This is a genomic window from Streptomyces varsoviensis, assembly GCF_000718635.1.
Lineage (GTDB): Bacteria > Actinomycetota > Actinomycetes > Streptomycetales > Streptomycetaceae > Streptomyces > Streptomyces varsoviensis.
The window spans coordinates 24,375-48,407 of the sequence record NZ_JOBF01000037.1; the positions used below are offsets into that span (position 1 = coordinate 24,375).

General features: G+C 72.2%; 26 protein-coding genes. 9 read left to right on the plus strand and 17 right to left on the minus strand.

All coding sequences use genetic code 11. The features are described 5' to 3' along the window. Nucleotides 1-120: 120 nt before the first annotated feature. From IF55_RS33830 to IF55_RS33865, 8 genes are all read right to left on the minus strand, one after another. Nucleotides 121-2,385: a hypothetical protein gene (locus IF55_RS33830; RefSeq protein WP_030891222.1), complete on the minus strand. Its 2,265-nt coding sequence runs from the start codon at nucleotides 2,383-2,385 to the stop codon at nucleotides 121-123. Nucleotides 2,386-2,461: 76 nt separating this feature from the next. Further along, on the minus strand, nucleotides 2,462-2,770 hold the full coding sequence (locus IF55_RS33835) for a hypothetical protein (RefSeq protein WP_030891225.1): 309 nt from the start codon (nucleotides 2,768-2,770) through the stop codon (nucleotides 2,462-2,464). Continuing rightward, nucleotides 2,767-3,006 (minus strand): hypothetical protein, encoded by a 240-nt coding sequence (locus IF55_RS33840; RefSeq protein WP_030891228.1) that lies wholly within the window; start codon nucleotides 3,004-3,006, stop codon nucleotides 2,767-2,769. The genes IF55_RS33835 and IF55_RS33840 overlap by 4 nt, the downstream gene beginning before the upstream one ends. Continuing rightward, nucleotides 3,003-4,274: a hypothetical protein gene (locus IF55_RS33845; RefSeq protein ID WP_030891231.1), complete on the minus strand. Its 1,272-nt coding sequence runs from the start codon at nucleotides 4,272-4,274 to the stop codon at nucleotides 3,003-3,005. Before IF55_RS33845 ends, IF55_RS33840 begins: the two co-directional genes overlap by 4 nt. Further along, a complete protein-coding gene (locus tag IF55_RS33850; protein ID WP_030891234.1) occupies nucleotides 4,271-4,552 on the minus strand; it encodes a hypothetical protein in 282 nt (93 codons plus the stop codon). Before IF55_RS33850 ends, IF55_RS33845 begins: the two co-directional genes overlap by 4 nt. Next, nucleotides 4,549-4,734 carry a hypothetical protein gene (locus IF55_RS39020; protein ID WP_030891237.1) on the minus strand — a complete coding sequence of 62 codons (186 nt, stop codon included), beginning with the start codon at nucleotides 4,732-4,734 and terminating at the stop codon, nucleotides 4,549-4,551. The genes IF55_RS33850 and IF55_RS39020 overlap by 4 nt, the downstream gene beginning before the upstream one ends. Next, the gene (locus tag IF55_RS33860) at nucleotides 4,731-4,997 is read right to left on the minus strand and encodes a hypothetical protein (RefSeq protein ID WP_157854573.1); all 267 of its coding nucleotides are present in this window, start codon (nucleotides 4,995-4,997) and stop codon (nucleotides 4,731-4,733) included. The genes IF55_RS39020 and IF55_RS33860 overlap by 4 nt, the downstream gene beginning before the upstream one ends. Then, entirely contained in the window at nucleotides 4,994-5,314 is a 321-nt protein-coding gene (locus tag IF55_RS33865) for a hypothetical protein (protein ID WP_030891243.1), read from the minus strand. Before IF55_RS33865 ends, IF55_RS33860 begins: the two co-directional genes overlap by 4 nt. A gap of 257 nt (nucleotides 5,315-5,571) precedes the next feature. Here IF55_RS33865 and IF55_RS33870 point away from each other — a divergent pair, with 257 nt between their 5' ends. Both IF55_RS33870 and IF55_RS33875 read left to right on the plus strand, forming a co-directional pair. After that, the gene (locus IF55_RS33870; protein WP_030891246.1) at nucleotides 5,572-6,351 is read left to right on the plus strand and encodes a GntR family transcriptional regulator; all 780 of its coding nucleotides are present in this window, start codon (nucleotides 5,572-5,574) and stop codon (nucleotides 6,349-6,351) included. 29 nt (nucleotides 6,352-6,380) lie between these two features. Beyond that, nucleotides 6,381-6,941 (plus strand): UTRA domain-containing protein, encoded by a 561-nt coding sequence (locus IF55_RS33875; RefSeq protein ID WP_030891249.1) that lies wholly within the window; start codon nucleotides 6,381-6,383, stop codon nucleotides 6,939-6,941. A 77-nt stretch (nucleotides 6,942-7,018) separates the two neighbouring features. Here IF55_RS33875 and IF55_RS33880 read toward each other — a convergent pair whose 3' ends face one another. The 4 genes from IF55_RS33880 to IF55_RS33895 are packed head-to-tail and all read right to left on the minus strand — an operon-like array spanning nucleotide 7,019 to nucleotide 8,150. Further along, complete coding sequence (locus tag IF55_RS33880) at nucleotides 7,019-7,294, minus strand: hypothetical protein (protein WP_030891251.1); 276 nt, start codon at nucleotides 7,292-7,294, stop codon at nucleotides 7,019-7,021. Further along, entirely contained in the window at nucleotides 7,291-7,611 is a 321-nt protein-coding gene (locus tag IF55_RS33885) for a hypothetical protein (RefSeq protein ID WP_030891254.1), read from the minus strand. The genes IF55_RS33880 and IF55_RS33885 overlap by 4 nt, the downstream gene beginning before the upstream one ends. A 9-nt stretch (nucleotides 7,612-7,620) precedes the next feature. Beyond that, complete coding sequence (locus tag IF55_RS33890) at nucleotides 7,621-7,881, minus strand: hypothetical protein (protein WP_030891257.1); 261 nt, start codon at nucleotides 7,879-7,881, stop codon at nucleotides 7,621-7,623. Beyond that, on the minus strand, nucleotides 7,878-8,150 hold the full coding sequence (locus IF55_RS33895) for a hypothetical protein (protein ID WP_030891260.1): 273 nt from the start codon (nucleotides 8,148-8,150) through the stop codon (nucleotides 7,878-7,880). Before IF55_RS33895 ends, IF55_RS33890 begins: the two co-directional genes overlap by 4 nt. Before the next feature lie 154 nt (nucleotides 8,151-8,304). Between IF55_RS33895 and IF55_RS33900 the strand changes: the two genes are divergently transcribed. The 7 genes from IF55_RS33900 to IF55_RS33930 all read left to right on the plus strand — a co-directional run bounded on the left by IF55_RS33900 (nucleotide 8,305) and on the right by IF55_RS33930 (nucleotide 16,600). Next, complete coding sequence (locus IF55_RS33900; RefSeq protein WP_245661623.1) at nucleotides 8,305-8,604, plus strand: acyltransferase; 300 nt, start codon at nucleotides 8,305-8,307, stop codon at nucleotides 8,602-8,604. A gap of 252 nt (nucleotides 8,605-8,856) precedes the next feature. Further along, nucleotides 8,857-9,807, plus strand: coding sequence for a hypothetical protein (locus tag IF55_RS33905; protein ID WP_030891266.1), 951 nt, complete (start codon nucleotides 8,857-8,859; stop codon nucleotides 9,805-9,807). A gap of 14 nt (nucleotides 9,808-9,821) precedes the next feature. Continuing rightward, nucleotides 9,822-10,376 carry a telomere-protecting terminal protein Tpg gene (gene tpg, locus IF55_RS33910; protein ID WP_048833003.1) on the plus strand — a complete coding sequence of 185 codons (555 nt, stop codon included), beginning with the start codon at nucleotides 9,822-9,824 and terminating at the stop codon, nucleotides 10,374-10,376. Continuing rightward, nucleotides 10,373-12,094, plus strand: a complete 1,722-nt coding sequence (gene tap / locus IF55_RS33915; RefSeq protein ID WP_245661624.1) for a telomere-associated protein Tap — start codon at nucleotides 10,373-10,375, stop codon at nucleotides 12,092-12,094. Before tpg ends, tap begins: the two co-directional genes overlap by 4 nt. Before the next feature lie 160 nt (nucleotides 12,095-12,254). Then, nucleotides 12,255-14,600, plus strand: a complete 2,346-nt coding sequence (locus tag IF55_RS36140) for a DUF6884 domain-containing protein (RefSeq protein WP_051776235.1) — start codon at nucleotides 12,255-12,257, stop codon at nucleotides 14,598-14,600. A 90-nt stretch (nucleotides 14,601-14,690) separates the two neighbouring features. Next, complete coding sequence (locus tag IF55_RS33925) at nucleotides 14,691-15,374, plus strand: hypothetical protein (protein ID WP_030891279.1); 684 nt, start codon at nucleotides 14,691-14,693, stop codon at nucleotides 15,372-15,374. Beyond that, the gene (locus IF55_RS33930; RefSeq protein WP_030891282.1) at nucleotides 15,371-16,600 is read left to right on the plus strand and encodes a hypothetical protein; all 1,230 of its coding nucleotides are present in this window, start codon (nucleotides 15,371-15,373) and stop codon (nucleotides 16,598-16,600) included. Before IF55_RS33925 ends, IF55_RS33930 begins: the two co-directional genes overlap by 4 nt. A gap of 97 nt (nucleotides 16,601-16,697) precedes the next feature. On the opposite strand, the gene IF55_RS33935 is transcribed toward IF55_RS33930, so the two are convergent. From IF55_RS33935 to IF55_RS33955, 5 genes are all read right to left on the minus strand, one after another. Beyond that, nucleotides 16,698-17,045: a hypothetical protein gene (locus tag IF55_RS33935; RefSeq protein ID WP_030891284.1), complete on the minus strand. Its 348-nt coding sequence runs from the start codon at nucleotides 17,043-17,045 to the stop codon at nucleotides 16,698-16,700. Between the two features lie 567 nt (nucleotides 17,046-17,612). Beyond that, on the minus strand, nucleotides 17,613-17,795 hold the full coding sequence (locus IF55_RS33940; RefSeq protein ID WP_030891286.1) for a hypothetical protein: 183 nt from the start codon (nucleotides 17,793-17,795) through the stop codon (nucleotides 17,613-17,615). Continuing rightward, complete coding sequence (locus tag IF55_RS33945; RefSeq protein ID WP_157854577.1) at nucleotides 17,789-18,694, minus strand: hypothetical protein; 906 nt, start codon at nucleotides 18,692-18,694, stop codon at nucleotides 17,789-17,791. The genes IF55_RS33940 and IF55_RS33945 overlap by 7 nt, the downstream gene beginning before the upstream one ends. Nucleotides 18,695-18,914: 220 nt before the next feature. Next, nucleotides 18,915-20,012, minus strand: coding sequence for a TniQ family protein (locus IF55_RS33950; RefSeq protein ID WP_030891291.1), 1,098 nt, complete (start codon nucleotides 20,010-20,012; stop codon nucleotides 18,915-18,917). A gap of 170 nt (nucleotides 20,013-20,182) precedes the next feature. Next, nucleotides 20,183-23,140 (minus strand): hypothetical protein, encoded by a 2,958-nt coding sequence (locus IF55_RS33955; RefSeq protein ID WP_048833004.1) that lies wholly within the window; start codon nucleotides 23,138-23,140, stop codon nucleotides 20,183-20,185. Between the last annotated feature and the right edge of the window lie 893 nt (nucleotides 23,141-24,033).

Here is a 24,033-nt window from a genome sequence, read left to right on the forward strand (position 1 = left end):
CCAGTACGCGGGCCGGGGGGACGGTTTGGCGTACCGGCCCGGGTGGGGTCCGTACGTACGGCGTACCGGGCGCTGACCTGCGGCGTTCCGATCCGTACGGACCCCGTCCCGAGGGGCATATCAGCCCATACCGGCGGCCTTGCGGAGGTCGGCCAGGTAGTAGCCGTTCGCCCTTCCGCCGCTCGTCCAGCTCCGGACGGCGAGGGTGCGGTCGGTGCCGTCGAGGGCCTCGTCGAGCCTCTTCCGCAGGGCCGTTCCGCCGGTCCGGGCGTAGGTGGCTTGGTCCTCCTCGCCGACGCCGAGGGCGGCGGGCGCCCACGTCGCCGGGTCGAGCTCGGCGAGGCCGTCGAGGATCTCGGCCGTGGCGAGGCGCTCGGGGTTCTTCCTGTCCTCGAACACGGCGATCAGGTCGGCGAGGATGCCGCCGACGCGGGCCGCGCGTCCGGCCTGCCCCGCCGCTTCCCCGGCCAGAGTGCCGGCCTCGATGCGGAGCGCTCGGCCGCGCTCGCAGATCGCCCGGAATCCGGGGAGCTTGATGAGCAGGGAGCGCATGAAGCGGAGGCCGGTCTCGTCGGCGTGAATGCCCATGCCCTTGAACGCGGGGGCGAGATCCTTTGCGTTCCAGCCGGACGCGCTCGAACCGGTGCCGAGGACGGAGTCGCTCATCTGGTACGTGGCGCACAGGTGGGCGATGCGCTGCGGGATGGCGTCGCGCAGCGCCGAGGGGACGGCGTCGCCGGTCGGCTTCTGTGAGGCGAGAATCGGAATCAGGCCGACGGCCGGGCCCACCTTGGCAAGGGTGATGAGCGCCTTTTCGATGCGCTTTCCGTACGTGAGCTTGTCGTCTTCCTCTTCCTTGCCCTCGTCCTCCAAGTACCGCTGCAATTCGTCGATGATCAGGACGACCGGGTAAATCTTGTGGTCGCGGGTGATCTCGGGCGTGAGCTTTCCCTCGGGGCACACCTCGTCGGGGAGCTCGAACAGCGCGTCGTATCCCTCCTCCATTTCGCCAACGAGGTCTTCGAGGACGTGCGTCAGGCGGCGGACGGCGGGCTCGGTGACGCCCCGGATGTACGCCTCGGCGAGGAGGGCCGTAGCGGACCAGTCCTTACCGCCCTTGCCGTCGGCGACGATCATCCGGCACAGCGGGTCGAGGACGGCCGCCGCCGCAGCCGCGCGGGCCGTGAAGGTCTTGCCCTGGCGGGGCATGGCACCGACCAGGAGGCCGAAGAACAGGAGCTCGATCGCGGTGATACTGCCGGTCTCGTCCACGAACGTCGGGGCGCCGTCCCAGATGTTCCAGCGCTCGGCGGTCTCCAGCGGGGAGGGGACCGGGTCGCCGCCGAACGGGTGGGAGTCGGCGACGCGCATGTATACGCCGCCCTCGTGCCCGTCCTGGCGGATCGAGAGCTGAATCGCGTCCACGGCCAGGGCCGCGGCGAGGGGCTCGCGCTTGGCCGCTACTTCCTTGGCGGTCTTGCCTGCGGACCGGGGGAGGTCGAACCGGACGACGCTCGCCTTGTCGCCGGGCTCGCGGGCGATGAACCCGCGAATGGTGACCTCCTCGCCGTCCTTGAGGATGCCGACGTTCCGGGCGCGCAGTGCGGCGTTCAGGCCCTCGTCGGTGAGGACCCCGGCCCCGGTGAAGTCGGGGGTGTCCATCAGGGCGAACGTCCCGTCGGGCTGGCGGCGGATCAGCTCGCGGCGGCCGAGGGCGTAGAGGACGCCGAACACCGGCAGGAGGACCGGCGCGGCCATGACCCATCCCCAGGTCTCGCCGAGGGCCAGGAGGGCGGCGGTGTAGGTGGTGCAGCCGGTCAGGCCGTAGACGGTGAGCGGCTCGCGGCGGCGGGCCTTGGCCTCCTTGCGGCGGTCGGCGCGCAGGTCGGCGATGTGCTCCGGGCCCGCCTTGGTGCGCCGGACCTTGTCCGCGATCTCGCCGTACTCGGTGGCCCCGAGGTACGACCAGGCGTCACGGGCGCCGACGCGGGCGCCGAGGGCGCTCACCTTGGCCGCGCGCCACAGGTAGACCGGGGAGCGCAGGGCGTGGAACCCGGCGGCGTTGAGCCACTCGGCGCGGCGCTGACGCCATACGCCCGGGTCGGTGAGGGACTCGGGGATGAGGGTCCGCAGGTTCCAGCCGTCGCGCTCGTCGAGGATTTCGAGGACACCGGCCTCGTCCTCGGCCGGGGTGCCGGCGGGGGCGTCGACCTTGTCGAGGCGCACGGTCCCGGTGGTCAGGTCGGGCAGTCCGGCCGGGGTGGTGCGGACCGCGTCGCGGGCGGCCTCCTCGATGCGGGTCAGGGTCTCGGCGTCGCGGTAGGCGGCGAGGTCGACGAGCTGCGCCTCGGTCTCGATACCGCGCTCGGTCTCGGTGGTGGACATGCGGGGTGTTCCTTTCTCGGGGGCCCGGCCGCCGGGGGCGGGCGGCCGGGCGTGGTGCTGGGGGGCGAGCGCGGTGTCAGGCGGTGGGGCCGAGGTCGGCCTCGTCGAGCTCGGCGAGCGCGAGGTGAAGCCGGGCGCGGGCGGTGTCCGATCCGCAGCCGACGGCCGTCCCGTAGGCGAGGGACTGCCGGGCGTCCTCGGCGGCCTGCCACGCCTTGGCCACGTGGGCGTTCGACATGGGGGCCGTCTCGAACACGAGGTAGACGAGGCCGAGTTCGGCGCAGGCGCGGCCGAGCTGCGGGTGATGCGCGGCGGCCTCGGCGTCGGCCTGGTCGGCGAGCTCGGCGGCGATCTGGCGGTACACGCTGCGGTCGGTGGCGATCACTTCTCGCCCTCCTTCTTGGTGGCCTTGGCCGCCTTCTTGGTGGCGTTGCGGACGGCGAGGGACTTCGCACCGGCCCGGAGGAGGGCGGGGCCCCAGAGGATGAGGGCCAGGAGGAGGGCGCCGACGAGGGCGGCGGGGCCCCATCCGTTCTCGGGGACGAGGCGGATCATCACGTACGTGCCGGCGGGGGCCGCGAGGATCAGGGCGCGGGGCGGGGTGTGGGAGGCGGCGCTCATCGGGCGTTCTTCCTTTCGGCCTTGACGTGGTCCCGGAGCCGCATCGCGTAGCGGTAGTTACCGCCGCCGATGGCCTGCCGGACGTTCTTCACGGACAGGTGGGCGGCGCCGCCGAGGAGGTCGGCGAGGGCTCGAACCTGTGCGATGTGGGAGGCGTCGAGGGGCTTGTCGGGGACCTTCGGAGCGGTCCGACCGGAGACTCGGCCGATCGCTTGCTTCCCTTTGCGCCCAAGGGTTTTCGCGGTTCGACCACCCTTGCCCGGTCCGCCGTTCGGGCCGCCCGAGGAGCGGCGCGCGGCCGGTCCGTCGTCGCCCCCGTCGGGCGGGAAGATGTCCGCGAGGAGCTGCTCGACGGCGAGCGTTTCGACCCCCACGCCGTGGGCGGCGGCGAGGGCCTTGTCGGCGTGGCCCCGGCGGGCGACGACGCGGGCCGTGGTGGCGAGCTCGGCGCCGTGCTCGTCGCGCCACGCGGTCCGCCATGCCTCCTCGGTGTCGATCGTGCCGAAGGGGTGCGCGGTCAGAATGTCGGTGTACCGGCTGTAGACCGTGGGGAAGCGGCGGCGGCGCTTGCGGTCGTGGCGACGGCGGCGGCGGTCCTCTCGGCGCTGCGCCTTGGTGCGGGTCGACTTGGTTCCGTGACGGCCCCAGCCGCGGACCTCCCAGAAGAAGACGCCGGCATAGCTCGCGGCGGCGAGGACCCATGCGAGCCACCCGCCGGACGACTCGGGGGCGTGGCTGTAGTTGATGACTGCGGCGAAGCTCGCGCAGGCCCACATGACCACCCGGAAGCGGCCGACCGGGCGGCCCTCCTTCTTGGCCCGCTCACCGGACACGGTGGCCACCCACGCCCCCGCCTCCAGCATCACGGCGAGGCACAGGGAGATCAGTCCGGGGAGGCTTTCGCCGTTAAGGGCGCGGAGCTGGAAATAGAGGGCCGGGACGATGCCGCAGGCCATGACGAGCAAGGCGCCGACGGTGTCGCCCTCGGTGCCGAGCTTGGCGAGCCGCTCGGCGCGGACCTTCTTCCGCTCGGCCTTGCGCTTGGCCTTCTCGCGCTTGCGCTCGGCGCGGAGTCGGCGCTCCTCTTCCTGCCGGGCCTCCTCGTCCTTGCGGCGCTGCTCGGCGCGGGCCTCGTCCCGGATGCGGGCGGCCTCGGCCTCGGCAAGGCGTTCCTTGCGGGCGGCCTCGGCCTCGGCGAGGCGGTCGCGGCGGTCCTCCTCGCGCTCGGTCTTCCGGTCGAGGCGGCGCTCCTCGTAGAACGTGGTCACTTGGTGATCTCCTTACGGGCGCCTCGGGGGGCGAGGAGGCAGAGGGGGCAGTGAGGGAGAGGGCGGCCGACCCGGTCGGCGCGGATGCCCTCGGCGGCGAGGAGCGTCCCGACGACGGCGGCGGCGATGGCCTGTCCGGCGTGTCCGGCGATGAGCGAGACGACGAACCAGTCAGCGACCAGGAAGAGGACCACGCACCCGGTGGCGATGTGGTGGAGGGCGGCGAGGACTCCGCACGTCGAGACGGCGAGGATGCGCCGCGCGGTGGCGGTGGTCATCGGGTGGCCTCCTCGTCGGCGAGGGCGTCGAGGCGGTCGCGGTCGGCGCGGCGGCGGCGCTCGGCGGCCCACAGCTCGGCGCAACGGCCCGACTCGTGGGCGGCGGTCTTGGTGGGGATCTTGGCGACGGCGAGCGTCTCGGGGGAGACGTCGCGGACCAGGGCGCAGGCGGCGGCGCTCATGCCGTGCGTCCGGTCGGCGTCGAGGTGGGGCGGTAGGTGACGGCGGCCCGGATGGCGAGGCGGGCGAGGATGCCGGCGCCCGTGAGGAACGCGGCGGCCTTGAGCGCGGTCACCAGGGCGGTGAACAGGGTCACCAGGAACGGGGCGGCGGCGTAGACGAGGCCGACCAGGACGAGGACCAGGGCCAGGAGGGCGGCCGGGTGCAGTCGGTCGGCGCGGCCGGTCAGGGCGCGCAGGGCGCGGGCGAGGCGGTCGAACTTCACGCGGCCCACCGCCCGGCGAACACGTCCTCGGGCTCGTAGCCCTTGGCGTCGTCCTCGCGCTCGATCTCCTCGACGATCCCGGCGACGAGGTCGAGGGAGGCGCCGCGCGGGATGAGGCCGGAGTCGGCCATGTCGACCAGGGCGTACAGCCGGGCGTACTCGTCGAGCTCGCTCTCGCCGCCGATCGGGCCGAGGACGAGGTCGACGTCGAGGCCGAGCTCGGTGGACAGGTCCATGCGGGTGGGGGCGATACCGGCCGCGGAATCGGTCGTGCCGATTCGCAGGACACCGGCGCTTTCGGGCATGGTGGTGCGCACGCGGATCACTCCTTTGAGCAGAGTCGGGGTGTCCGCCTAGCGGCCTCGGAGCGTGGACAAGACGCACCGGGGCCGCGCCCGTTTTAGGCGTGGCGGACTAGCGCAGTTCCGGGGTCCTTGCGGGCCCTGGTTCTGCCGTGCCGTGCGGCACACCAGAAGTAGAGCACCGAATGGAATCCATTGCAATAGTCTTGGATTCCATCCATGCTGTGTTGGCAGCCGAAGACGACCGGATGGGTTGCAGATAAGGTGACCGCATGAATCAGGACGAGCCGCGCCGAGCGACATTCCGCGCAGTCGCCGACGAGGTGCGCGGGCGCATCAAGGGGGGCACCTACGCCCCCGGTACCAAGCTCCCCACCGAGGGGGAGCTCGCCGACCAGATCGGCACGAACAGGGGGACCGCCGCGCAGGCCCTGCGCCTCCTCGCGTCCGAGGGACTGATTCACAAGTCCCGGCGGGGCGCGTTCGTGCACCGGATCGTGACCAAGATCCTCCGGGACTCGACCTCTCGGTACGTGCGCGCCCGCCGCGAGGAGGGCCAGGCCCGAGGAGCGTTCGAGGCGGAGATCCGCGCACTCGGCCTGACCCCGTCATCCGTCACCGCTACCCACCACATGAAGCCGCCGGCATGGGTAGCCGACCTCCTCGGGGTAGACGCGAACAGCGTCTCGACGCTCGCCCGGGTCCGGCGGATGCTCGCCGACGACGTCCCGGTACAGCTCGCGACGTCGTACCTCCCCTTGGAGATCGCGGCGGGGACGCGGCTCGAAGAGATCGACACGGGGCCCGGCGGCTCTAAGTCCAGGCTCGCCGAGCTCGGCCACGCACAAGCCCTGATCACGGAAGAGATCGAGGTCAGGTCACCGACACCCGAGGAGGTTGAGGCGCTGGACATGGCGGAGGACCAGCGCGTTTTCGAGATCGCCCACATCGGGCGGACCGAGGACGGCCGCGCCGTCGAGGTCACCGTTCACGTGCTGCCCACCCACCTTTGGCGCCTGTCCTACTCCTGGCCCCTCGGCCCCACGCACTGACCACCCACACGGAAGGGACTCCACTGCACATGGCACAGAACACGATCACCGAGACCGGCGGCATCCTCCGCGACGCCCGCAGCCGCTACCGCACCGCGCAGCGCGAGGCCGACGGCGCGCACGGCGCGTACGAGAGCGAGACCCGCCGCAGCGGGGGCACCCCGCGCGCCGAGGTGTCGGTGAGCCGGGCCGAGGCCCCGGCCGACGTCGCCGAGCTCCTCGGCACCGAGGGGCCGGTCGTCGTCCGCGCCCGGCGCATGTTCGACGGCGCGCGCCTGGTCCAGCTCGCCGACACGTGGATTCCGGCCGACGTCGCCGAGGCGGCCGGTATCGAACAGGTCGACACGGGAGCGGGCGGGATCATCTCCCGGATGCGCGAGGCCGGGTTCGACCAGGGCACCGAGGCCGTCGAGGACGTCGACCAGCGTCCGGCCACCGCCGACCAGGCCGCCGCGCTCGGCGTCGAGGAGGGCGCCCTCCTGCTGACCGTGACGCACGTCGGCGCGACCGCCGAGGGGCGCGTCGTCGAGGTCACCCGGCACACGCTCGCCCCCGGCTGGACGCTGCGTTACGCGGTCCCGCTGGACTGACCCGCAGCTCGCGCACAGCAAAGAGCGCCCGGCCCCTCTGGGGTCGGGCGCTCGGCTTTTCTCTCCAAATGGAGAGGTCAGGGCCCGGAGATCAGGGCCACGACGAGGACCTCGCGGGCGGCCTCGTCGACGCGGTACAGGACGGACGTCCACGCCATACGCCCGCCGACCGTGAGCAAGGCGGTGTAGAGGCCCCCGACGCGGTCCGGGTAGAGCTCGCCGCTTGCGTACGGGTCGGCGGCGAGTCGGGCCTCGAACGCGAGGATGGCGGACCGCTCCTCTGCCGTGGCCGTGGCCAGTCCGGCGCGGCCGGTGTCGGAGTAGACGACAGACCAGGGAGTGCCGGCGGTCACCGGCTGGACTCCTGGCGGCCGTCGGCGCCGAGGATCTCGGCCGAGGTCCAGCGCGGGGCGGCGGGGTCAGTGGATGCGGCGACGGCGGCGAGGATCGCGGGCCGGGTGCGCATGACGAGCCGGTGCCGCCAACTGCGGACGAGGGCGGCGTACTCCTCGGGGTCGTCGAGGTCGAGCTCCCCGAGCTGCGCCTCGAACTCCTCGCGGTCCGCGGGGCTCGCCGCGGTGAGGGCGGCCCGTAGCTGCGTGACGGTACGCGGGCCCGCGTGCGCCTGCGTGCGGTAGGGATCGGGCCTCTCGGCCGGGGCTGCGCTCATGAGGGGTTCCTAACGGTTGAGGCGGCGAACGGCAGAGGGCACTACCAACAGCGCGACGTCCGCGACGAGGACCAGACCGAGGAGCGTCCAGGCGGACCAGGCCGCAAGGAGGCCGTTCCCGAAGTACAGCGAGACGCCCGCACCAAGGACGGCCGCGAGGGTTCCCCCGCCGATCGTGGCGTACTCCCGCGTGACGGCCAGGCCGTAGAGGGCGCCGAGTCCGCCGGCAACGAGGGCGAGGTCGCCGTACGTGCCGATGCCGAGGTTCACGCGGCCTTGGCCTTCCGTCCGGCCTTGGCCGCCTCGCGCTCCTCGGCCGCCTTGGCAAGCCATCCCGGGTGGGCGGCCTCGACGAGGTCACGGAGGTACTGACTCGTGATGCCGGCCTCGCGGGCGACGGCGGACAGGTGGCCGTACTTGCTCGACGTGATCGCGGCCTTTACCGCAGCGTCGAGGAGCGCGGCTTTGTCGTCCTCGGCGGTCTTGGCGGACCGGTCGGCCTTCTTACGGAGTGCTTCGAGATCGGGTGTGGTGGTCATGGGGGCAGGATGACACGTTTGCAGATCCACTACAAGCAAGACTTGTAGATGTGCTGCAAGCATGGAAGAGTGTCGGTTGTCGGTGTGGCGCATGTGGCCGCACTTCTCTGTCTGGCACTATGACCACCGGTCATACACAGTGAGGAACCGTCATATGGCTAAGGGCATGAGTAGCGAGGAAACGCTACGGGTGACCGTGGCTGCACTGATGCGCGCAACGGGTGAGAACCAGACCGTGTTGGCGCGCGGCCTGCGGATCACTCAGGGTGCGGTCTCGCGGAAGCAGGTCGGCAAGGCGTCGTGGTCGCTCGGTGACATTGACCGCCTCTCGGCGCACTACGGCGTTCCGGTCCCGGATCTCCTCTGCGGTCCGACGCACGCCGTGGAACAGCTCCCCCACATTCGCCGCGCAGCCATAATCGGCGGCTCTCAGAGCGTCCTCACCGTGGCTTAGCCGCTGGTCACATGCCGTGTCTGCACCGCTACGGGCCCGGCATAGCCTGTAACCCACACACAACCGAACCAAATGCGGAAAGCCCCACCGGACTACTCGGGAGTTACCAGCTCCCGACCGATGAGGCTTACCGCATGACCGCGCTTAGGTCTCCTGCGAGTGTACCCACGCCTCCCCGAAGGTCACACCGCAGCGGGCCGGAAAGGCCGATTCGTGGCACCACATCGGGCGATCAGCCCGGACAACTGCCCCATGTGCCGCAAGATCTTTGCGGTACTTGAGGACCGACAGAAAGCCGATCCCGAGAACGAGAACCCGATCACTACCGAGGAGCTCGGGAGCCTGGTCGGCCTCAAGAAGAGGGCGACGCAAAACCACCTCTCCAACCTGTTCCAGCGCGGGCGCCTCGACGCCGACCGGCGGACCCCGATCCCGGGCATTCCGGCAGTCACTCAGCCGCAGCTCCCCGGCGCGGTCGAGTGGGCCCGGCGCGTCATCGAGTCCGACCCGGTGTTCGCTCCCGACCCCACGTGTGCGAAGTGCCTTGTTGCTCTGGCGGGGTTCGGGTGGCGCGGCCAGATCGACCCGGCCGAGCTCGCCGCCGCCGCCGGGGTGTCGGTGCGGTCCGTCGAACGGCACCGGCCCCACCTCGTCGAGTTTGATTACGTCCGGTTCACCGTCGTGCCCGTACCTACCGGGGGCGCCGGGAAGTTCAAGGGCCGAAAGCCCTCGCGGTTCGAGCTGATGAGCGGGTTCTACGCCCGCCCCCTCACCGACGAGGAGCGCGCGCTCGTCCCGGCTCGGGCGGCGCAGATCATCGACCGCGTCCGCTGGTATGTCGGCGTCTCCCCCGAGGAGCGGTTCAACGCCGAGACGGCCGTCGGGTTCGTCCTGCGGGCCGGGTGGCCCGAGGAGGCGATCCTCAAGGCTCTCGACGCGAGCGAGGACCGGCACGCGTTCAACCCGAACGGCTACCTGCACAAGCTCTTGGGCAAGCTGCGCGGTCAGCGCTACTTGATCCCGGCTCAGGAGTCCTTCACGGGCGAGGGGTACCGGCGCCTCGCCGAGTGCTCGGTCTGCCGCACGGCCACGTGGACGACCGCGCCCGCGAGTCACCGTGTGCTGTGCGGCGGCGGCACCTGCCTTGAGGCCGGGTCCGATCACGACACCCGCGACGTCCGTCCCCTGCACCGTTCGGCCTGAGAGGAGAGGGCACAGTGAAGATCCTTAGCGCGCTGCGCGCCAAGTTCCAGACCCGCGACATTCCCAAGACTCCTCGGGGCCGGTTCAACGCCCTGTTGCGCCGCGAGAAGGGCAACACGGCCAAGGTCGCCGAACGCCTCGGCATCTCGCGCCGTCAGGTTCAGCGCCTCGTCAAGGGCGAGCGGAAGATCGAGAACAGCAAGCCCGAGACCCTCGGCCGCCTCGAACAGGAGGTGCGCAAAGAGCATCAGCCGCGCGTCACCGCCAAGGCGCAGAAGGAAGCCCAGGAGCGCGGCCTCGTCATCGAGACCCGGGCCGCGGTGGGGTTCACGGCGGACGCCGGCACGACGGATGACCCGCGGATGCGGCGCCTCACCGAGGAGGTTCCGCCCGAGCTGATTCCCGAGGTGTTCGAGGCCCTGCGCAACGGGGACGAGGCCAAGCTCAACGAGCTCGCGGCTAAGGCGGTGTCGCCGTACTTCTACACCCCCGGCACGGCCGCCAACGAGGACGAGCTCGGGATCGAGCTCACGGATATCGACTACATCGAGTTCGACTACAGGGGATGACGACCATGACCGAGAAGACCTACGCCGCTCCCCTGGCTGTCCTTTCCGCAGCCGACGGCGCCCTCGTCGCCGACCTCCCGAACGTGCAGCGCATCGACCTGCCGGGCGAGGTCACCGACCTTGCCACGGCCGCCGATTGGGCCCTCGGGTACGGCCTCGGCGCGGCCAAGCTGTCGCAGTACGGCGAGGACACCGGGCCTCTCCTGGTCCTGACCGAGTCCGCCGTCGAGTTCCTCGGCCTCCCGCCCCGGCTGGACGACCGCAAGCGCCTGCGGGTGCCCGACGACGATCCGGCCGTCAAGGCTCTGACCGAGGCCGGGTGGACGCTCAGCCGCGCGGGCCTCGGCGGCTGGTCCTTCCTGTTCCGCGACCGGACCGAGGTGCACGTCGCCGTGGTCCCGTGGGGCGCTTTCAGCGACAACATGCGATGGGGCGACATGGACGCCGTCGCCGCCGATCCCGGCGCCCTGGCGTACACCCTCGGCCTGTACGCCGAGCGGGTCATCAGCCCGACCGGCTCGACCGCCGGATGCAGCCTGTCCCTGATGACGGCCGTACGGCCGCCGACGGTAGCCAAGTTCGACCGGGGCACCGGCCGTATGCGCCGCGTCCCGGTGCCCGGCTCGCTGCACAGGGCCGTGGACCCCGCGCCGCCCGAGGCGCCCGACGAGCACCCGATCGCGGCCGAGCGCACCCGCGAGGAGTCCAAGAGCCCGGCTCACGTCCTCGTCGAGGAGGCCCTCAACTGGTACCGCGAGGCCACCGAGGAGGAGGCCGCGCTCCCGTACGTGGTCGGCCTCGACGTGAACACCGCGTTTCTCGCCGCAGCGAACAGGCTCACGGTCGGACTCGGCGAGGCGGTTTACACCGACGGCCCGGTGTTCGACAAGAAGCTCCCCGGCGCGTGGCTGGTCGACCTGTCCGGCGCCAAGCTGCGCACCAAGGATCTCCGCACCAAGCAGTGGCGCGAGCTCCCCGAGCACTTCCCCTCGCCGTTCACCCCGGACGGACGGCCGCCGTCCGGCCCGGCCTGGTACGCGACGCCGACCCTGGCGTACGCGCAAGAGCTCGGGATCGAGGTCCGGCCGCTCGCGGCGTGGCTGCGCCCGGATGCCGGCGGGTACCTCGACCTGTGGCACAACCGCCTTCGCGCGGCGTACATGGACACGCTCGCCGATCTCGGCATCACCGAGGACATGGACGAGGCGGCGTTCATCGACGCTATGGCCACGGTCAAGGCCCGTGATCCCGAGGCCGTCGCGCTCCTGTCCGCAATCAAGGCCACGGCAAAGGGCGGCATCGGCAAGATGCGCGAGAGGCCGCAGGGCAGCACCAAGCGCGAGGGGCGCAACGCCCCGTGGGCGGCGCTCAAGCGGCCGACCTGGCGCCCCGATATCCGCGCGGCCGTGATCAGCGCCTCACGCGTCGGGCAGCATCGGAAGATGGTCAAGGTCTGGAACGCCGTCGGCCTGGTCCCGCTCGCCGTCCTGGCGGACTGCGTGATCTACCCCTCGGCGCAGCCGACGGCCCTTGCCGTGATGGCACGCAAGGAGGACGGGAGCCCGCTCCCGGGTGCGTTCCGCCTCGGCCCGAATCCCGGGTTCGTGAAGCAAGAGGGCGTGCAGCCCATGCAGTGGTACCAGGCCATGACCGCGAAGCGGGCGAACCCCGGCCGGTTCATCAAAGAGGGCCGCGACGCCGTCCGCGACGGCGAATAGTCACCTGACGGCACAACAGGGCGGGGCCCGGCGCGATGCGCCGGGCCCCGCCCTTTTCCCACGCTCGAAGATTCAATAGAACTTGCAGCATGACTTGTAGTTGACTTGCGAGTATGGGAGGGTGGTCGGACCGCAGCACACCGACGAGGAGCCGCACCGAATGCCTACCGAGTACGTCACCCGGACCGGGATCGCCGTCGACCACCACGGCCGAGGAGAGGCTCGCCTCGACTTCCCCCGCGCAGCCGGGAAGGGCAAGCCGCGCGCCGCCGCCGCGCGCCGCCTCGCGGTCATCTACAACGTGACGGCCCGGCACCCCTGGCGGACGCTGCACTACAACCCGGCGAGCCCGGACGCCCCCGCGCCGACGCCCGACGAGCTGTGCCTCGACCTGTCCGGCGATCCCGAGCGCCTCGCCCGGTTCCTGTCCGCCGTCCCGCGCTACCTCGCCCGCGTCGAGGCCCTCGCCACCAAGGCCGCCCGCGTCTACGGCCGGTGGGCCCGCAGCGTGGCCGCCGAGGAGGCGCTCGAATACGTCGATGCCGGCGGGCGCCGCGCCTACGCCGCGCGGTTCCGCGCCGAGGCGTTCGCGGCCGTGGCCGACTACCTCGGCATCACCGGCCTGCCGCCCCTGCCGCTGGACTCGTCCCGCCCGATGTGGGACCAGGCGCGCGCCGTGGCGTACGACGTCGCCAAGGCCGAGGGTCCGGTCGAGCTGCGCGCGATGCACGACCAGGCCGAGGCCGAGGAGATCCTCGCCCGCGCCGACCGCACGCCCGACCCGGCCGCCGTGGCGTTCGAGCGCGAGCTCGGCGAGCTGTACGACGCGCAGGCCCGGCGCAGCGCCCGCCTGTTCGCCGCGCTCGACGGAGAGGAGCTCTCCGCCGACGAGGAGCCGGTCGAGGAGGCCGCGGCCGAGGACGTCGTCGAGGACCAGGAGGACGAGGAGCTCGTCGAGGCGCCCCTCACCCGGGTACAGCGGCGTTGGCTGCACACCGCCGCCGCGCACCCCGCCGGGCACTTCCCGAACGGCTGCAACCTGCGGACGCTCGCGGCTCTTGAGGCCGCCGGATACGTCGAGTGGGTGCCGCGCTACAACTTCGGTCCTCGCGTCCGGATCGCCGACTCGCTCAAGCCGAACCCGGGTACGGTCCGGATCACCGAGGCGGGGCGGCGGCGGGCGGCGCGCGAGGAGCGCGAGCGCGTCGTGATCGTTCCGTGCGGTGGTCGCAAGGCTGTGTGGACTGACGGCCTGCGCAAGGGCGAGCCGATTCCCGTCCTCCCGGCTGGCGAGATGTACGTCGGGAGCTATCACCGGGCTGCGCGTCGGGCCGCCGACGCCCTCACTCGCGGCGGCCGGTCCGGTCGGGTGCTGATCCTGTCCGCGAAACACGGCCTCGTCGAGCTCACTGAGTGGATCATCACGTACGAACTGCGGGCCGGTGACCCGGGCACCGTGGACGGCGAGACGCTGCGCAAGCAGGCGCACGAGCTCGGGATCTCGGGGGCGGCCGTGACGGTGCTCGGCGGCCGGGCGTACGTCGACCTCGCCCGCGAGGCGTTCCCCGACCTTGACTCGCCGCTCGCCGGTACGCGGGGGATCGGCGAACAGCTCGCGCGTCTGGCCTCGATCTACGATCCCGCCCGCCGTCCGGCCGAGGCCGCCGTCGCGCAGCTCGTCGAGGACCAGGCCGACGAGCTCGCCCCAGCCGAGGCGCCGGTCGAGGCCCTCGCCTCACCGGCCCCGGCGCGTCGGGCTGAGCTCGCCCCCGCCCTTGCCGGCAGGCGCGGCCGACACTTCCGGGCGGGCGGGCGGCCGGTGTCGCGTGCCGTGTCGCGCGGCCCCCTGTCGCGCCCTGTGACCTGCGGAGACTCCCCCGCCTCCCCGGGCCTGCGACGGGCGCGACAGGGGGCCGTACAGGGCGACGGCGCGCCCTGTCCCCCGTACCGGTGGACCGCAGCGCGGCGGGGCGACGAGGGCCCCGTGATCGGGCACGGTGAGCGGGTGCACCGCCCCGTGATCGGCCTCGCCGCCGCAGCTCTCGCCCTCCTGGCCACCGCCGGGTGCGTGTCTGTCTCCCCCGCCGACAGCCGGGCGCCCGCCCCACGTCACCGGCCCGCCGCGCCTGTCCCGGTGCCTGCGTTCACCGCGGCCGAGGTCAGGCAGGCCCCAGCCGTCGAGGAGCTCGTTACGACCGGTCCGGCGCCCTCCTCGGCTTCCGCCGTGCCTCCCCGGCCGCAGCCCCGCGCCCCCGTCGGACCGCCCTCGGCGCGGGTCGAGCGTCGGCTCGCCGACCCCCGGGCGGCCCACCCGCCGGCACCTCCTCGCCGGGAACGCCCGACGCCGGTCCGACGGCCTGCGCCGCGCCCTGCGCACCCGGCGCCACGCGCCCCGGAGCGGGCGCCGAGCTCGGCCGAGTACGGCATGAGGGACGTGTGCCGGGCCGCGCAGGGCGTCACCGACCCGAGCCTCGCGGCGTTGTGCCGTGACACGTACGGCGGTTGAGGCCGGGGGAGACCCGTCGACTCGTCCCGCACGCCGACCCGCTCGGTTAACCCGTGCCGCGCACGCTTGATCACGGGCTAACGTCATCGCATGACGACTCTCACACCCCCCGTGGTGATCCCCGAGCAGGGGCGCAGGATCGCGTTCGTCGGCAAGGGCGGCACCGGCAAAAGCACGATCATCGCCCACATGCTCAAGCACTGGAACGCGGCCGGCATCCCGGCCTCGGCCATGGACGCCGACGAGCCCGGCGACGAGGAAAAGGGCAGCCTCCTGGAGTGGTCGGACGAGGCCGACCTCGGCGGACCGGTGTACCCGGCGCCGAACCGCTCCAAGGTCCGCGACCAGCTCGTGAAGTACACCCCCGAGGGCGGCCTCCTGGCCGTCGACACCGGAGCGTGGAACCGCAAGGCCGGGAACATGCACTTCGCCGTGTTGAGCGGTGTCGACCTCGCAGTGTTGACGCTCCCCCCGACCCGTATGGAGATGAACCGCGCCGGTTCCGTCCTCGCGGCGATCGACCACCTTGAAGAGGTCGGCGCCCACTTCCCCCGCCTCGTCATCTGCCTGACCCTGACGAACGCCTCGGCCAAGGCCGCTGACACCACGTACCGGGACCTGACCGGCGGCGGATTCACCGTGCTCAAGACCCGTATCCCGCGCGTGGACAAGGAAGACGGTTACGGCCAGTCGTACGGCCTCGAACCGCAGCTCGTTGCCGGTTCGCCGATGGACCTCCTCGCCGTCGAGCTCGCCAAGGAGGCCGCCGCGTGACGGTGCAAACGACGAACCGCGCCGACCTCCTCAACCGGGCCCGCAAGGGGAACCGGGCAGTCAAGAACAACGCCGCGCACCTGCCCGACCTGACGTCGGCCGTGTCCGGCGTGGCGGAGCTCGCCGACCAGCTCCCCGACCTCGACGACGTCCGGGAGGTTTCCGAGGATGACCGGTCCCCGCTCGACGAGACCGAGGCCCGGCAGCGGGCCGTAACCGAACAGGTCATTCACGCCGCCCTCGCGGCCGGTGATGCCGCAATCTGGGTGATCGGCAAGGCCCTAACGGTGGCAGCCAAGGGCAAGTTTCACCGGGACCAGGGCATGACGTTCGACGAGTACGCGCGGGCGGAAACTGGGAAGTCGCCCGCGCACGCCCGGCGGTGGATGGACGGCGCGCCCCTCGCCCTGGCGGTGGCCGCCGCGACGTCGAGCACCCCGCCCGAGGGGCACGTTCGGCCCCTGCGGAAGATCGAGAAGGAGATCGGGACGCGTCCCGCGATCGAGCTCTACCGCAGCGCGGACAAGGCATCCGGAGAGGGCGGCCGGAAGGTCACCGGGGCCGTACTCGTCGAGATCCGGAAGGAGCTCCCGGCCGAACTCCCCGAGGACACCGAGGAGGCCGTCGCCGTCGTACGCGAGGCCGCCCGCCGCGTCATGACCAAGGCGCCGGCATCCGCCGGTTCCTCTCCAAATGGAGAGAAGACCGAGGGAGCCGACGAGGACCAAGAGCAGAGCGGCGAGGGGGCCGAGTCGAGCACTCCGCCGCCCGTGCGGGTCTCGGCGGTCGTTCCGGCCTCGGTGGCGGCGACGCTCGAAGAGTGGGCCGGATACCTCTCACTCGGCCACCGGGTACCGCTCGACTCCTCGGCCGTGCTCGCCGTCGCCGTCGAGCTCGCCGTGAGCAATGGCGCGCCGTCGCTCCAGCTTCTTTCGGAGCGGATCGAGGCGCAGCACGCCGAGCACATAAGCCGGGGCGTAGACCGGTTCGAGTGGCGGCCGTCGCCTCGCTCCAAGTCCGTCCGCACGGCCGAGCGGCGCCTCAAGGGGCACCCTGCCTCGAAGGCGTGGGCGCCGCGCTGCGCCGTCCCGGCCGAGGGCGAGGAGGCCGCGCCGTGCGACGAGCTCGTGATCTGGAAGGTTGACGACGAGAAGCGCGGGACGTCGTTCTACTGCGACAAGCACCTACCGGCCGAGGACACCCCGCCCGGCATCTGGCGGGACTGACCCCGCCCGTTTCTCTCCAATTGGAGAGACCGCAGGAACCGCGACGGCCCCGGAGCTCTGAGGAGCTCCGGGGCCGCGGTGCGTCGGCCGGCATGTCTCACGCGCGAGGCGGGATCGCTTCCGGTGCGTCATTGGGCCAGGACCATTCGCCCGTGTCGTGGCCCTCGGCCGGGTCATGTCCCGGTTCACCCTCGCACTGCCACCAGTCGCCGACCTCGTCGGGGAACAATGCGCTGCACTGGCCCGGCTCAGGTTCCGGCGGCGGGGTCAGGAATCCGGCGCCTGCGAGGACGGTTGTCACGACCTCCTCGACCTTCGCCTCGCCCATGGCGTCCGCCCACTTGCCGAGGCTGCCGCGGGCGGACTCGACGACCGAGGCGTACCGCTCCTCACTGATCACCGTGCGGGCCGTGCTCTGCGCCTCGACGTCTGCGGCGTCGGCCATGGCGGTTCCCCTCTCTGGTTTTACTGCGGGCCCCCACCTTGGCATGAGTTGTAGGTGAATTGCAAGTGTGGTTACAAGTTGCGGGCGGTCGGTGCACCCCTCGCCACCGAAACCGCCACCGAAACCGCCACCCGGCACGGACAGGCCGCGCGGTGACCTGGCAGGACTCTGAGAAACCGCAGGTCACCCCCGAAACCGCCAAGTGGTGCACCCCCTCGCAACCGAAACCGCCAAACGGTGCACCCCTCTCCCAGCAGGGGTTATGACGAGTGCGCATGTTCTGTGAGCTGGGGACATACGGCCCACTCGCCCGGCGCGAGCCACCCCGGCGGGCGTCACCCCCAATCCGAGTTGTAACTCACTTGCAATTGGCCCGACGGCCGTCCGCCGAGGCGTAGCGCGACCACCGGAACCGGCACCCCCGGCAGGGCCGAGACGCTACGATCGGCAACCGTGCAGGGCGTGCACGCACATCACTGCCGGACGTGTTCCGCAGTCAAGGTCTTTCGAGGCCCACGCAGAGGGCCCCGACGGGTCGAACCGTCGGGGCCCTCGCCTATGCGCGGTTCACCAGTCGAGCGCCGGACCGGCGAGGCGGCCGTCGTGCGTACTCGGCTCCTCGCCGTACACCGGGACGTCGTACGTGTCCCACCGGGGCGGTTCGCTCTCGTCCGGACACGTGCAGATCCCGCCCTCGTACATGAGGAGCTCGCACTCCTCGTCGTGGTCGAGGGGGCCGCGCCTCACCATGCGGAGGGCGGCGCGTTGTCGAGGTCGAAAGCCGGGGACCAGTCGGCGGCCGTGGGCCGCGGATCGGTGGCCGGCACTTCCGAGGGCGGGCCGAGCTCGTCCTCGCCCGGCCGGTCGTCGTAGTCCTCGGGCGGTTCGGCGTCGCCCTCGGGGCCGTCGTCGAGGTAGCCGGGCTCGTCCTCCTGGCCCTCCTCGGTGAGTGGCTCCTCGTCGTCCTGGTCCTCGTCGTCGTACCGGTCGTAGTCGTCCTCGGGCGTGGGGTAGTCGGCGGGGTCGAGCTCCTCCTCGTCCTCGTCGGCGTCGAACCCGGGGAAGTTCGGATGCCGTACGCCGTCGTAGACGAGCGTCGTGAAGCCGTCGCCGCCGTTGGGGTTCGGGCGCCGCTCACCCCACGGGAGCTCGGGGAGCTCGACCGATGCCTCGGACCCTTCGCCGCACTCGGCGCACTGGTAGGTGTCCCACCATGACGTGATGCCCCAGAGCGAACCGGGGAAGCGGTCGACGTGGACGAGGCGCCCCCCGCAGTCGACGGCCGCGCCTGTCTCGGTGGCGTACTCCTCGGCGCAGCCGTCGCCGTGGTGGCACTGCCCGGAGCACCGGCACGGCCGGGCCGGGTCCGGCTCGGGCCGCCATACCGCCTCGGCTCGGGCCCGCTGCTCGGGGGAGGCGTCGGCGGGCAGTGCCCGGATGCCGAGCTCCTCGGCGGTGATGCCGAGCTCGGCCTCGGCGGCGGTCGGTTCGAGGACGTACACCACGGCGGCCGGGGCGGGTGCCGGCGTCCCGTCGGTGGCGGTCTCGGCGAGCTCGGCGCGCGCCCGGTTCAGCGCGTCGTGATACCCGATGCCCTCGGTGTCTTGGATCTCTCGCGCCCGCTTCTGTGCGGCGTCACGCTTCGGCATGGCGATGCCCTCCCAGTGCCGGGCCTCGGTCCCCACGCCACCCGCCCGGTACGGAACGGATCGTCAGCTCACTGCCTGCGGACCGGCTTCCCGAGGGACCTTCTACCGTCGGTGCCCTGGCACGGCGTGGGCGCGCGGGCGGCGGTATGGGCGGCGGTCCCGCCCTACCGAGAACCGTAGCGGAGGGCACCGACAGTCGAGGGCTAACCGGGGGACGGCCCTACTTCCGGGGCAGGCCGGTGCACCCGGAGTAGGGCACCCATCGGCAGCTCGGCGCGCGCCCGTTGCAGTGCGGGCATACGCCCGTGGTCGAGGTGAGCGGGAGGCCGTAGACCCACATCAGGCAGGAGGGCGCCCGCAGCGGTCCGTGTTCCTCGGGGCGGGGGCGGTGGTGAAGCGCGGGGAGGCGGTTCCAGCGTCGTTCGGCGGCGCCGCGTCCCGTCGGCTTCCCCGGCGGTTCGGGTCGGTGCTGCTCTAGCCAGTAGGTCAGTGGGGCGCGTTCCCGGCGGGTGAGAGTGCCGGCGGGGGCGAGCTGCGCGACGGAGTCGAGCCACCGCTCGGGCGAGGCACCCGGGCGCCTGCGCCGCTCCTCCCACTTCCACATGAGCTCGGCCAGGGCGACGGCCTCGGGGTAGACGGCGACGGGTGCCGCGCGGCGGCGGTGCCGTGCCATGTCGAGGGAGTCCTCGCGCTCCCGCCATGCGTCGGCGACGAGTCCGGACGCCCACCACCAGAGGGTGACCTGATGAGCGTCCGTCACGAGTGCATCGGCGGCCGGGCCCAAGCGGTGAACCATCGCGCGGTGTTGGGCCAGGGCCCGCCCGAGGTCCGGGACGGGGCCGGTGTCGACAAGGTACCCGCCGTCATCCCCGGCCATCCACCGACGGCCGCAGCCGCAGGGGCGCCACCGGTGGCCCTCGGCGGCGAGCCACGCCCCAGGCTCCATGCAGAGCGGGCAGGCGGGCAGGGGAGGGGCGCCGAGGTCCCTCGGCCAGGGCTCGACGGTCGGTGCGTCAACGAGGCCGCCGGGCCGCACCCCGGGCAACGCGCGTGCGAGTTGCTCGGGCTCCCGTCCCACCAGGGCGGCGAGCTGCGCGAGGCCCTCGGCGGGGAGGCGGACCTCCTCGCGCTGCGGCATGAGGCCGTCGTCGGGGAGCTCGGGGGCACCCTCGACGAGTGCCCCGAGGAGGGTGTCGACGGGTAGGCCGTTGGCGGTCGAGGTGCGGATCAGGAACGAGGCGAGGGTCTCGCCCTGGATCAGCGGGACGCGGATCGGGAGGTCATCCGCGGTGAGGTCTGCGCGGCCGGTGGCGTTCATGTCGGCACCGTGGCACACCCCACGGACAGGGCGCCCACGAACGGGTGACGTCGCCCCGGACGAGGGTCTCGACGGTGTCATGCGCTTGGCGCGTCCCTGTCAAGTTTTGGGAGAGCTCGCCACCTCGACCCCCGGGGAGGGAGGCCCTTTTGACGCGACCCTGTCAAGTCTTAGGGGAAGCGCCGGCATCGGCCCCACGGGGCCGGGGGTGGGGGCGGGCCCCGCTCCCGACACCTCCCGTTCTCCCCGGACGCCTGTCGCGTGCCCTGTCGCGTGGCTTGTCGCGTGGCGCCCTGTCGCGTGCTGTGACCTGCGCGAACACCCCAAGATCCCCCCGCCTGCGCCCGACGCGACAGGCCCCGCCCGACCGCCGCCGGGCACCCCTCGGCCGGACGCTCGGCCGCCACCGGGCATCCCTCGGCCCGACGCTCGGCCGCCGCCTCGGCCGCCGCCGGACGCTCGACGTCCGGCACCAAGAGGCCAACCTCGGCGTAGCGGGGGGTGGACAGCAGGACACCCACACCGAGCCATCCGGGCGCGTCCCCCTCCCGTCCGCGCGCCACAACCGACCCGTTGTCGAGTCGCTCGACACCGGTCAAGGTCACCGGGGCGCCCCATGTCTCGGGGGATAGGGGACCGCCGTCCGCGTGCCCTCCACGTACCGGCACGCACCGCCCCGGGGTGCGGACAACGTCCCCAGGCTCGACGGCGTCCCACGTGGTGAAGCGCCACCCGTCCGGCGCCACCGTGCGGGCCCGCATCTTGCGCGTGCGGTCCGCCTCGGCTGCGGCCCGAGCGTCGACCAACCCGACGAGTCGGCCCGCCGCCGCCGCGCGGCTCGTGTGGTCGGTCGCCTGCCGCTCGTCGAGGCCGCGGGCCCACCACGTCCGGCGCGTCCGGTGGACGTGCCCGACCGGCGCGCCGTCGACCGACACCGGATAGCGTCCCTCAGCGTCCCGGCGGCCGAACTGATACCGGGGCGCCTCCTCGACCGCAGCCTCGGCCGGCACCGGAGCGGACTCCACCCGCGCAGCCTCGGCCGCCTCCTGACGTCGCGCCCACACCGTGCGGTCCCGCGCATACTCGGCCACCGTGGCACCGAGCGCGCGCACCTTGTCGGCCACGGGCGCGATGCGATCGGCCGCACCGGTCCCGCGCTCCCGCGCGGCACGGTCGTGCAGCTCCTCGGCCGCCTCCAGTGCCGCACGTGCCTGCCGGTACCGGCCGCCCGGAACCTTCGTGTTCTCGTGCCGTGCGTCGCCCATCAGGGCCCGCATGATGACCAGTTCACCGGCCATGCGCTCACACAGCACCCGCGCGGTGTGCTCACGGTTCCGCGCCTCGGCGAGTGCCTCGGCCCGGTACTGGTCCGTTGACGTATCGACGATGCGCACGGCCGTGCCCGCGTACCGGCTCACGGTGCAGTAGCCGACGTTCCAACCCTTGACGGTCCCTCGGTCGGTCAGGGTCGGGTACGCGATGAACGGCTCGCCGTTGACCGCCGCAAGAGCCTGCCGCGCGATCCACACGAGGCGGAGTGCGTTCGTCTCCCCGATACGGCGGTCGACACCCTGCGCCCCGATCCACGCGTTCGGACGGCGCGCGGCCTCGTAGCGCTCCTCGGCGTCCGCGAGGGACCGCTCCGCGCGCTCCAGCTCGGCCGCCGCCGTCTGCTCAGCCTCGGCCCATGCGAACACCTCAGCGACGGTACGGGCGTCCGCCTCGCACCCGTCGGCGAGCACCCGAGCACGCTCGGCGCAGTCCCGCGCACGGGCGGGGTCCGTGATCTCGGAACCGTCGTACCAGTCGCGCCGCGCGGAAATCTCAAGGTTGTACGCGGTCCGAGACCGGCGGTCGATACGGGCGAAAGCGGCCCGCACCCGCGCGCCCTCGGCCTCGTCGAGCCGCTCAACAGGCATTGCCTCGTAGAAGTTGGTCCGGTGCCGGACGGCCGTCACTGTGACCTCGTACGCCTCGGCCGCGCGGGACGCGTGTCCCTCCGCCTCCTCGGCCCACTGCCGAGCGGTCCGGCCGTCGCACGTCGCCACCGGGGCCGCAGGCTCGACCGCGGCCTCGGCCGCACGGAGCGCCGCGCGCCGCTCCTCGGCATCGGCCGGACCCTCCTCGGCCCGCTCGATAGCCTCCTCGGCCTCGGCCCACTCACCGCACAGCATGAGTTGACCGGCCGCCCGGAGCTCCTCCTCGTCCGACATGATCAGTTCACCGATCCGGACCGCCTCGGGGTCGACCGTGCGCGCCGCACCCGATCCGTACCGGGCGAGCATCGCGCACATGATCTCTCGGCACGCGCACAGCCATTCGCCACACTTCATGCACTCGTCGTCAGCCGTGGCGCGCGCCTCCTCGGCCGCCTCCTTCGCAGCCTCGGCCGCCTCCTCGGCAGTGCCGAGCGTCTCCCGCGCCGTCTCGCGCGCATCCTTCGCGAGCTCGTAAGCGCGGTCAGCCTCGGTTTCGTACAGGGCACCGGTAGCGGCCTCGGCACTCTTCCGGCACTCGGTGGCCGCACGCTGCGCCCGCTGAAATGCGCGCTTGCACTCGGCGACCGCCTCGGCCGCACCCTTCGCGTCCGCCTCGGCCTGGTCCGCCTCGGCCTCGGCCTCGGCCCACGTGCGCGCGGCCTCGGCCGCTTCCTGCGCCGCCTCGGCCGAGTGCCTGAATCCCTCGGCCGCATCCTTGTGCTTCCGCGCCTCGGCGAGCGCGTCCTCGGCCTTACGACCGGCCTTGACGGCGTCGAGGGCAGCGCCCGCAGCCATGACACCGGCCTCGGCCTCGGCGACCGTAGCGGCCTCGGCATCACCGGCCGGAACCTTGACCGGCGCGGCCTCGGCGTCCGGGGTGCCCGCGGCATCGGACCGGTGGAACGCGAGCGTCTCGCGGTAGCCGTGCGCGTTCGAGGCCGACCACTTGCCCGCACGCCACGTGTACCGGAGTGCCCGACGGTCGGACGGGGTGGCGAGGATCAGCGTCCACGCGTCGCGCTCCTGGTCCCGCTCGACCATGGCGCCCCAACCTCGACGGGTGGCGGTAGTCGCGAGCGCTCCGAGGTTCCGGGGCGCGCCATTCGCCAGTGCCTCGGCAACGGGCATCGGGAGTGCGTTCGTGGTCATGCGTGGTTCCTTCCGGTCTGGCCCGCCGGGGTGTTCCCCCGGCGGTTGGTGCGGTCCCCACACTAGCCAACTTTCAACCCAACTACAAGTTGAGTTACAAGTGAATCTGCGAGTTGCATCCCGCGCGGCGGCCGGCACTCCCGGACCTCAGTCGAAACCGCCACGGGTGCACCCCGCGCACCCCGGACCGGCTCGCGCTCGGCGTCCGCTCGCACCCATGGCGATCACCCACAAGGGGGCCGCTATGCAGCCTGTACGGCCGTCTGCCGCGCGGGACGGCTGCGCGCGGCGTAGAGTCCGCACTCGCGCCCCAACCTCGCTACGGGGCGTACAGCGGGTTTCGCCACCGGGTCCGACTTGTGGAAAAGGGGTGCATCTCATGGCGGTTTCGGCATTGACCAGCGGGAACGCTCCCCGAGGGACCGAAACCGCCACGGGGTGCACACGAGGCGGTAAGGGTTCAAACTTTGGTGGCGCTCCTTACTCGAACACCCAAATAGGAACGGTTTCCAATAAGGCCAGTGCCGGCGGTGCCGTTTTCGCTGGTCAGCGCCGAAACCGCCAAGTGGTGCACCTCCCCCCTTCTGTTCGATTTCCGAAGTGTGGAAAAGGGGTGCACGTTTTGGCGGTTACGGTGATCACTTCGGAAGGGGTTCGAGGGTCCGAATGATCGAAAAATGGCGGTTGACCTGCGGGAATGATGTTGTCCACAGGGGTGCACCGTTTGGCGGTTTGTAACCAAGATCCATCCCTCGACCCGCAGCCAAAGGCAGTGATCCGCGAAGCGGATCACCAGGGCCCGCGAAGCGGGCCCATAGCAGACAGCGTGAAACGCTGTCAAGGGATCGGCGAAGCCGATCACCGGTTGTACCACGCGTAGCGTGGTACAGACC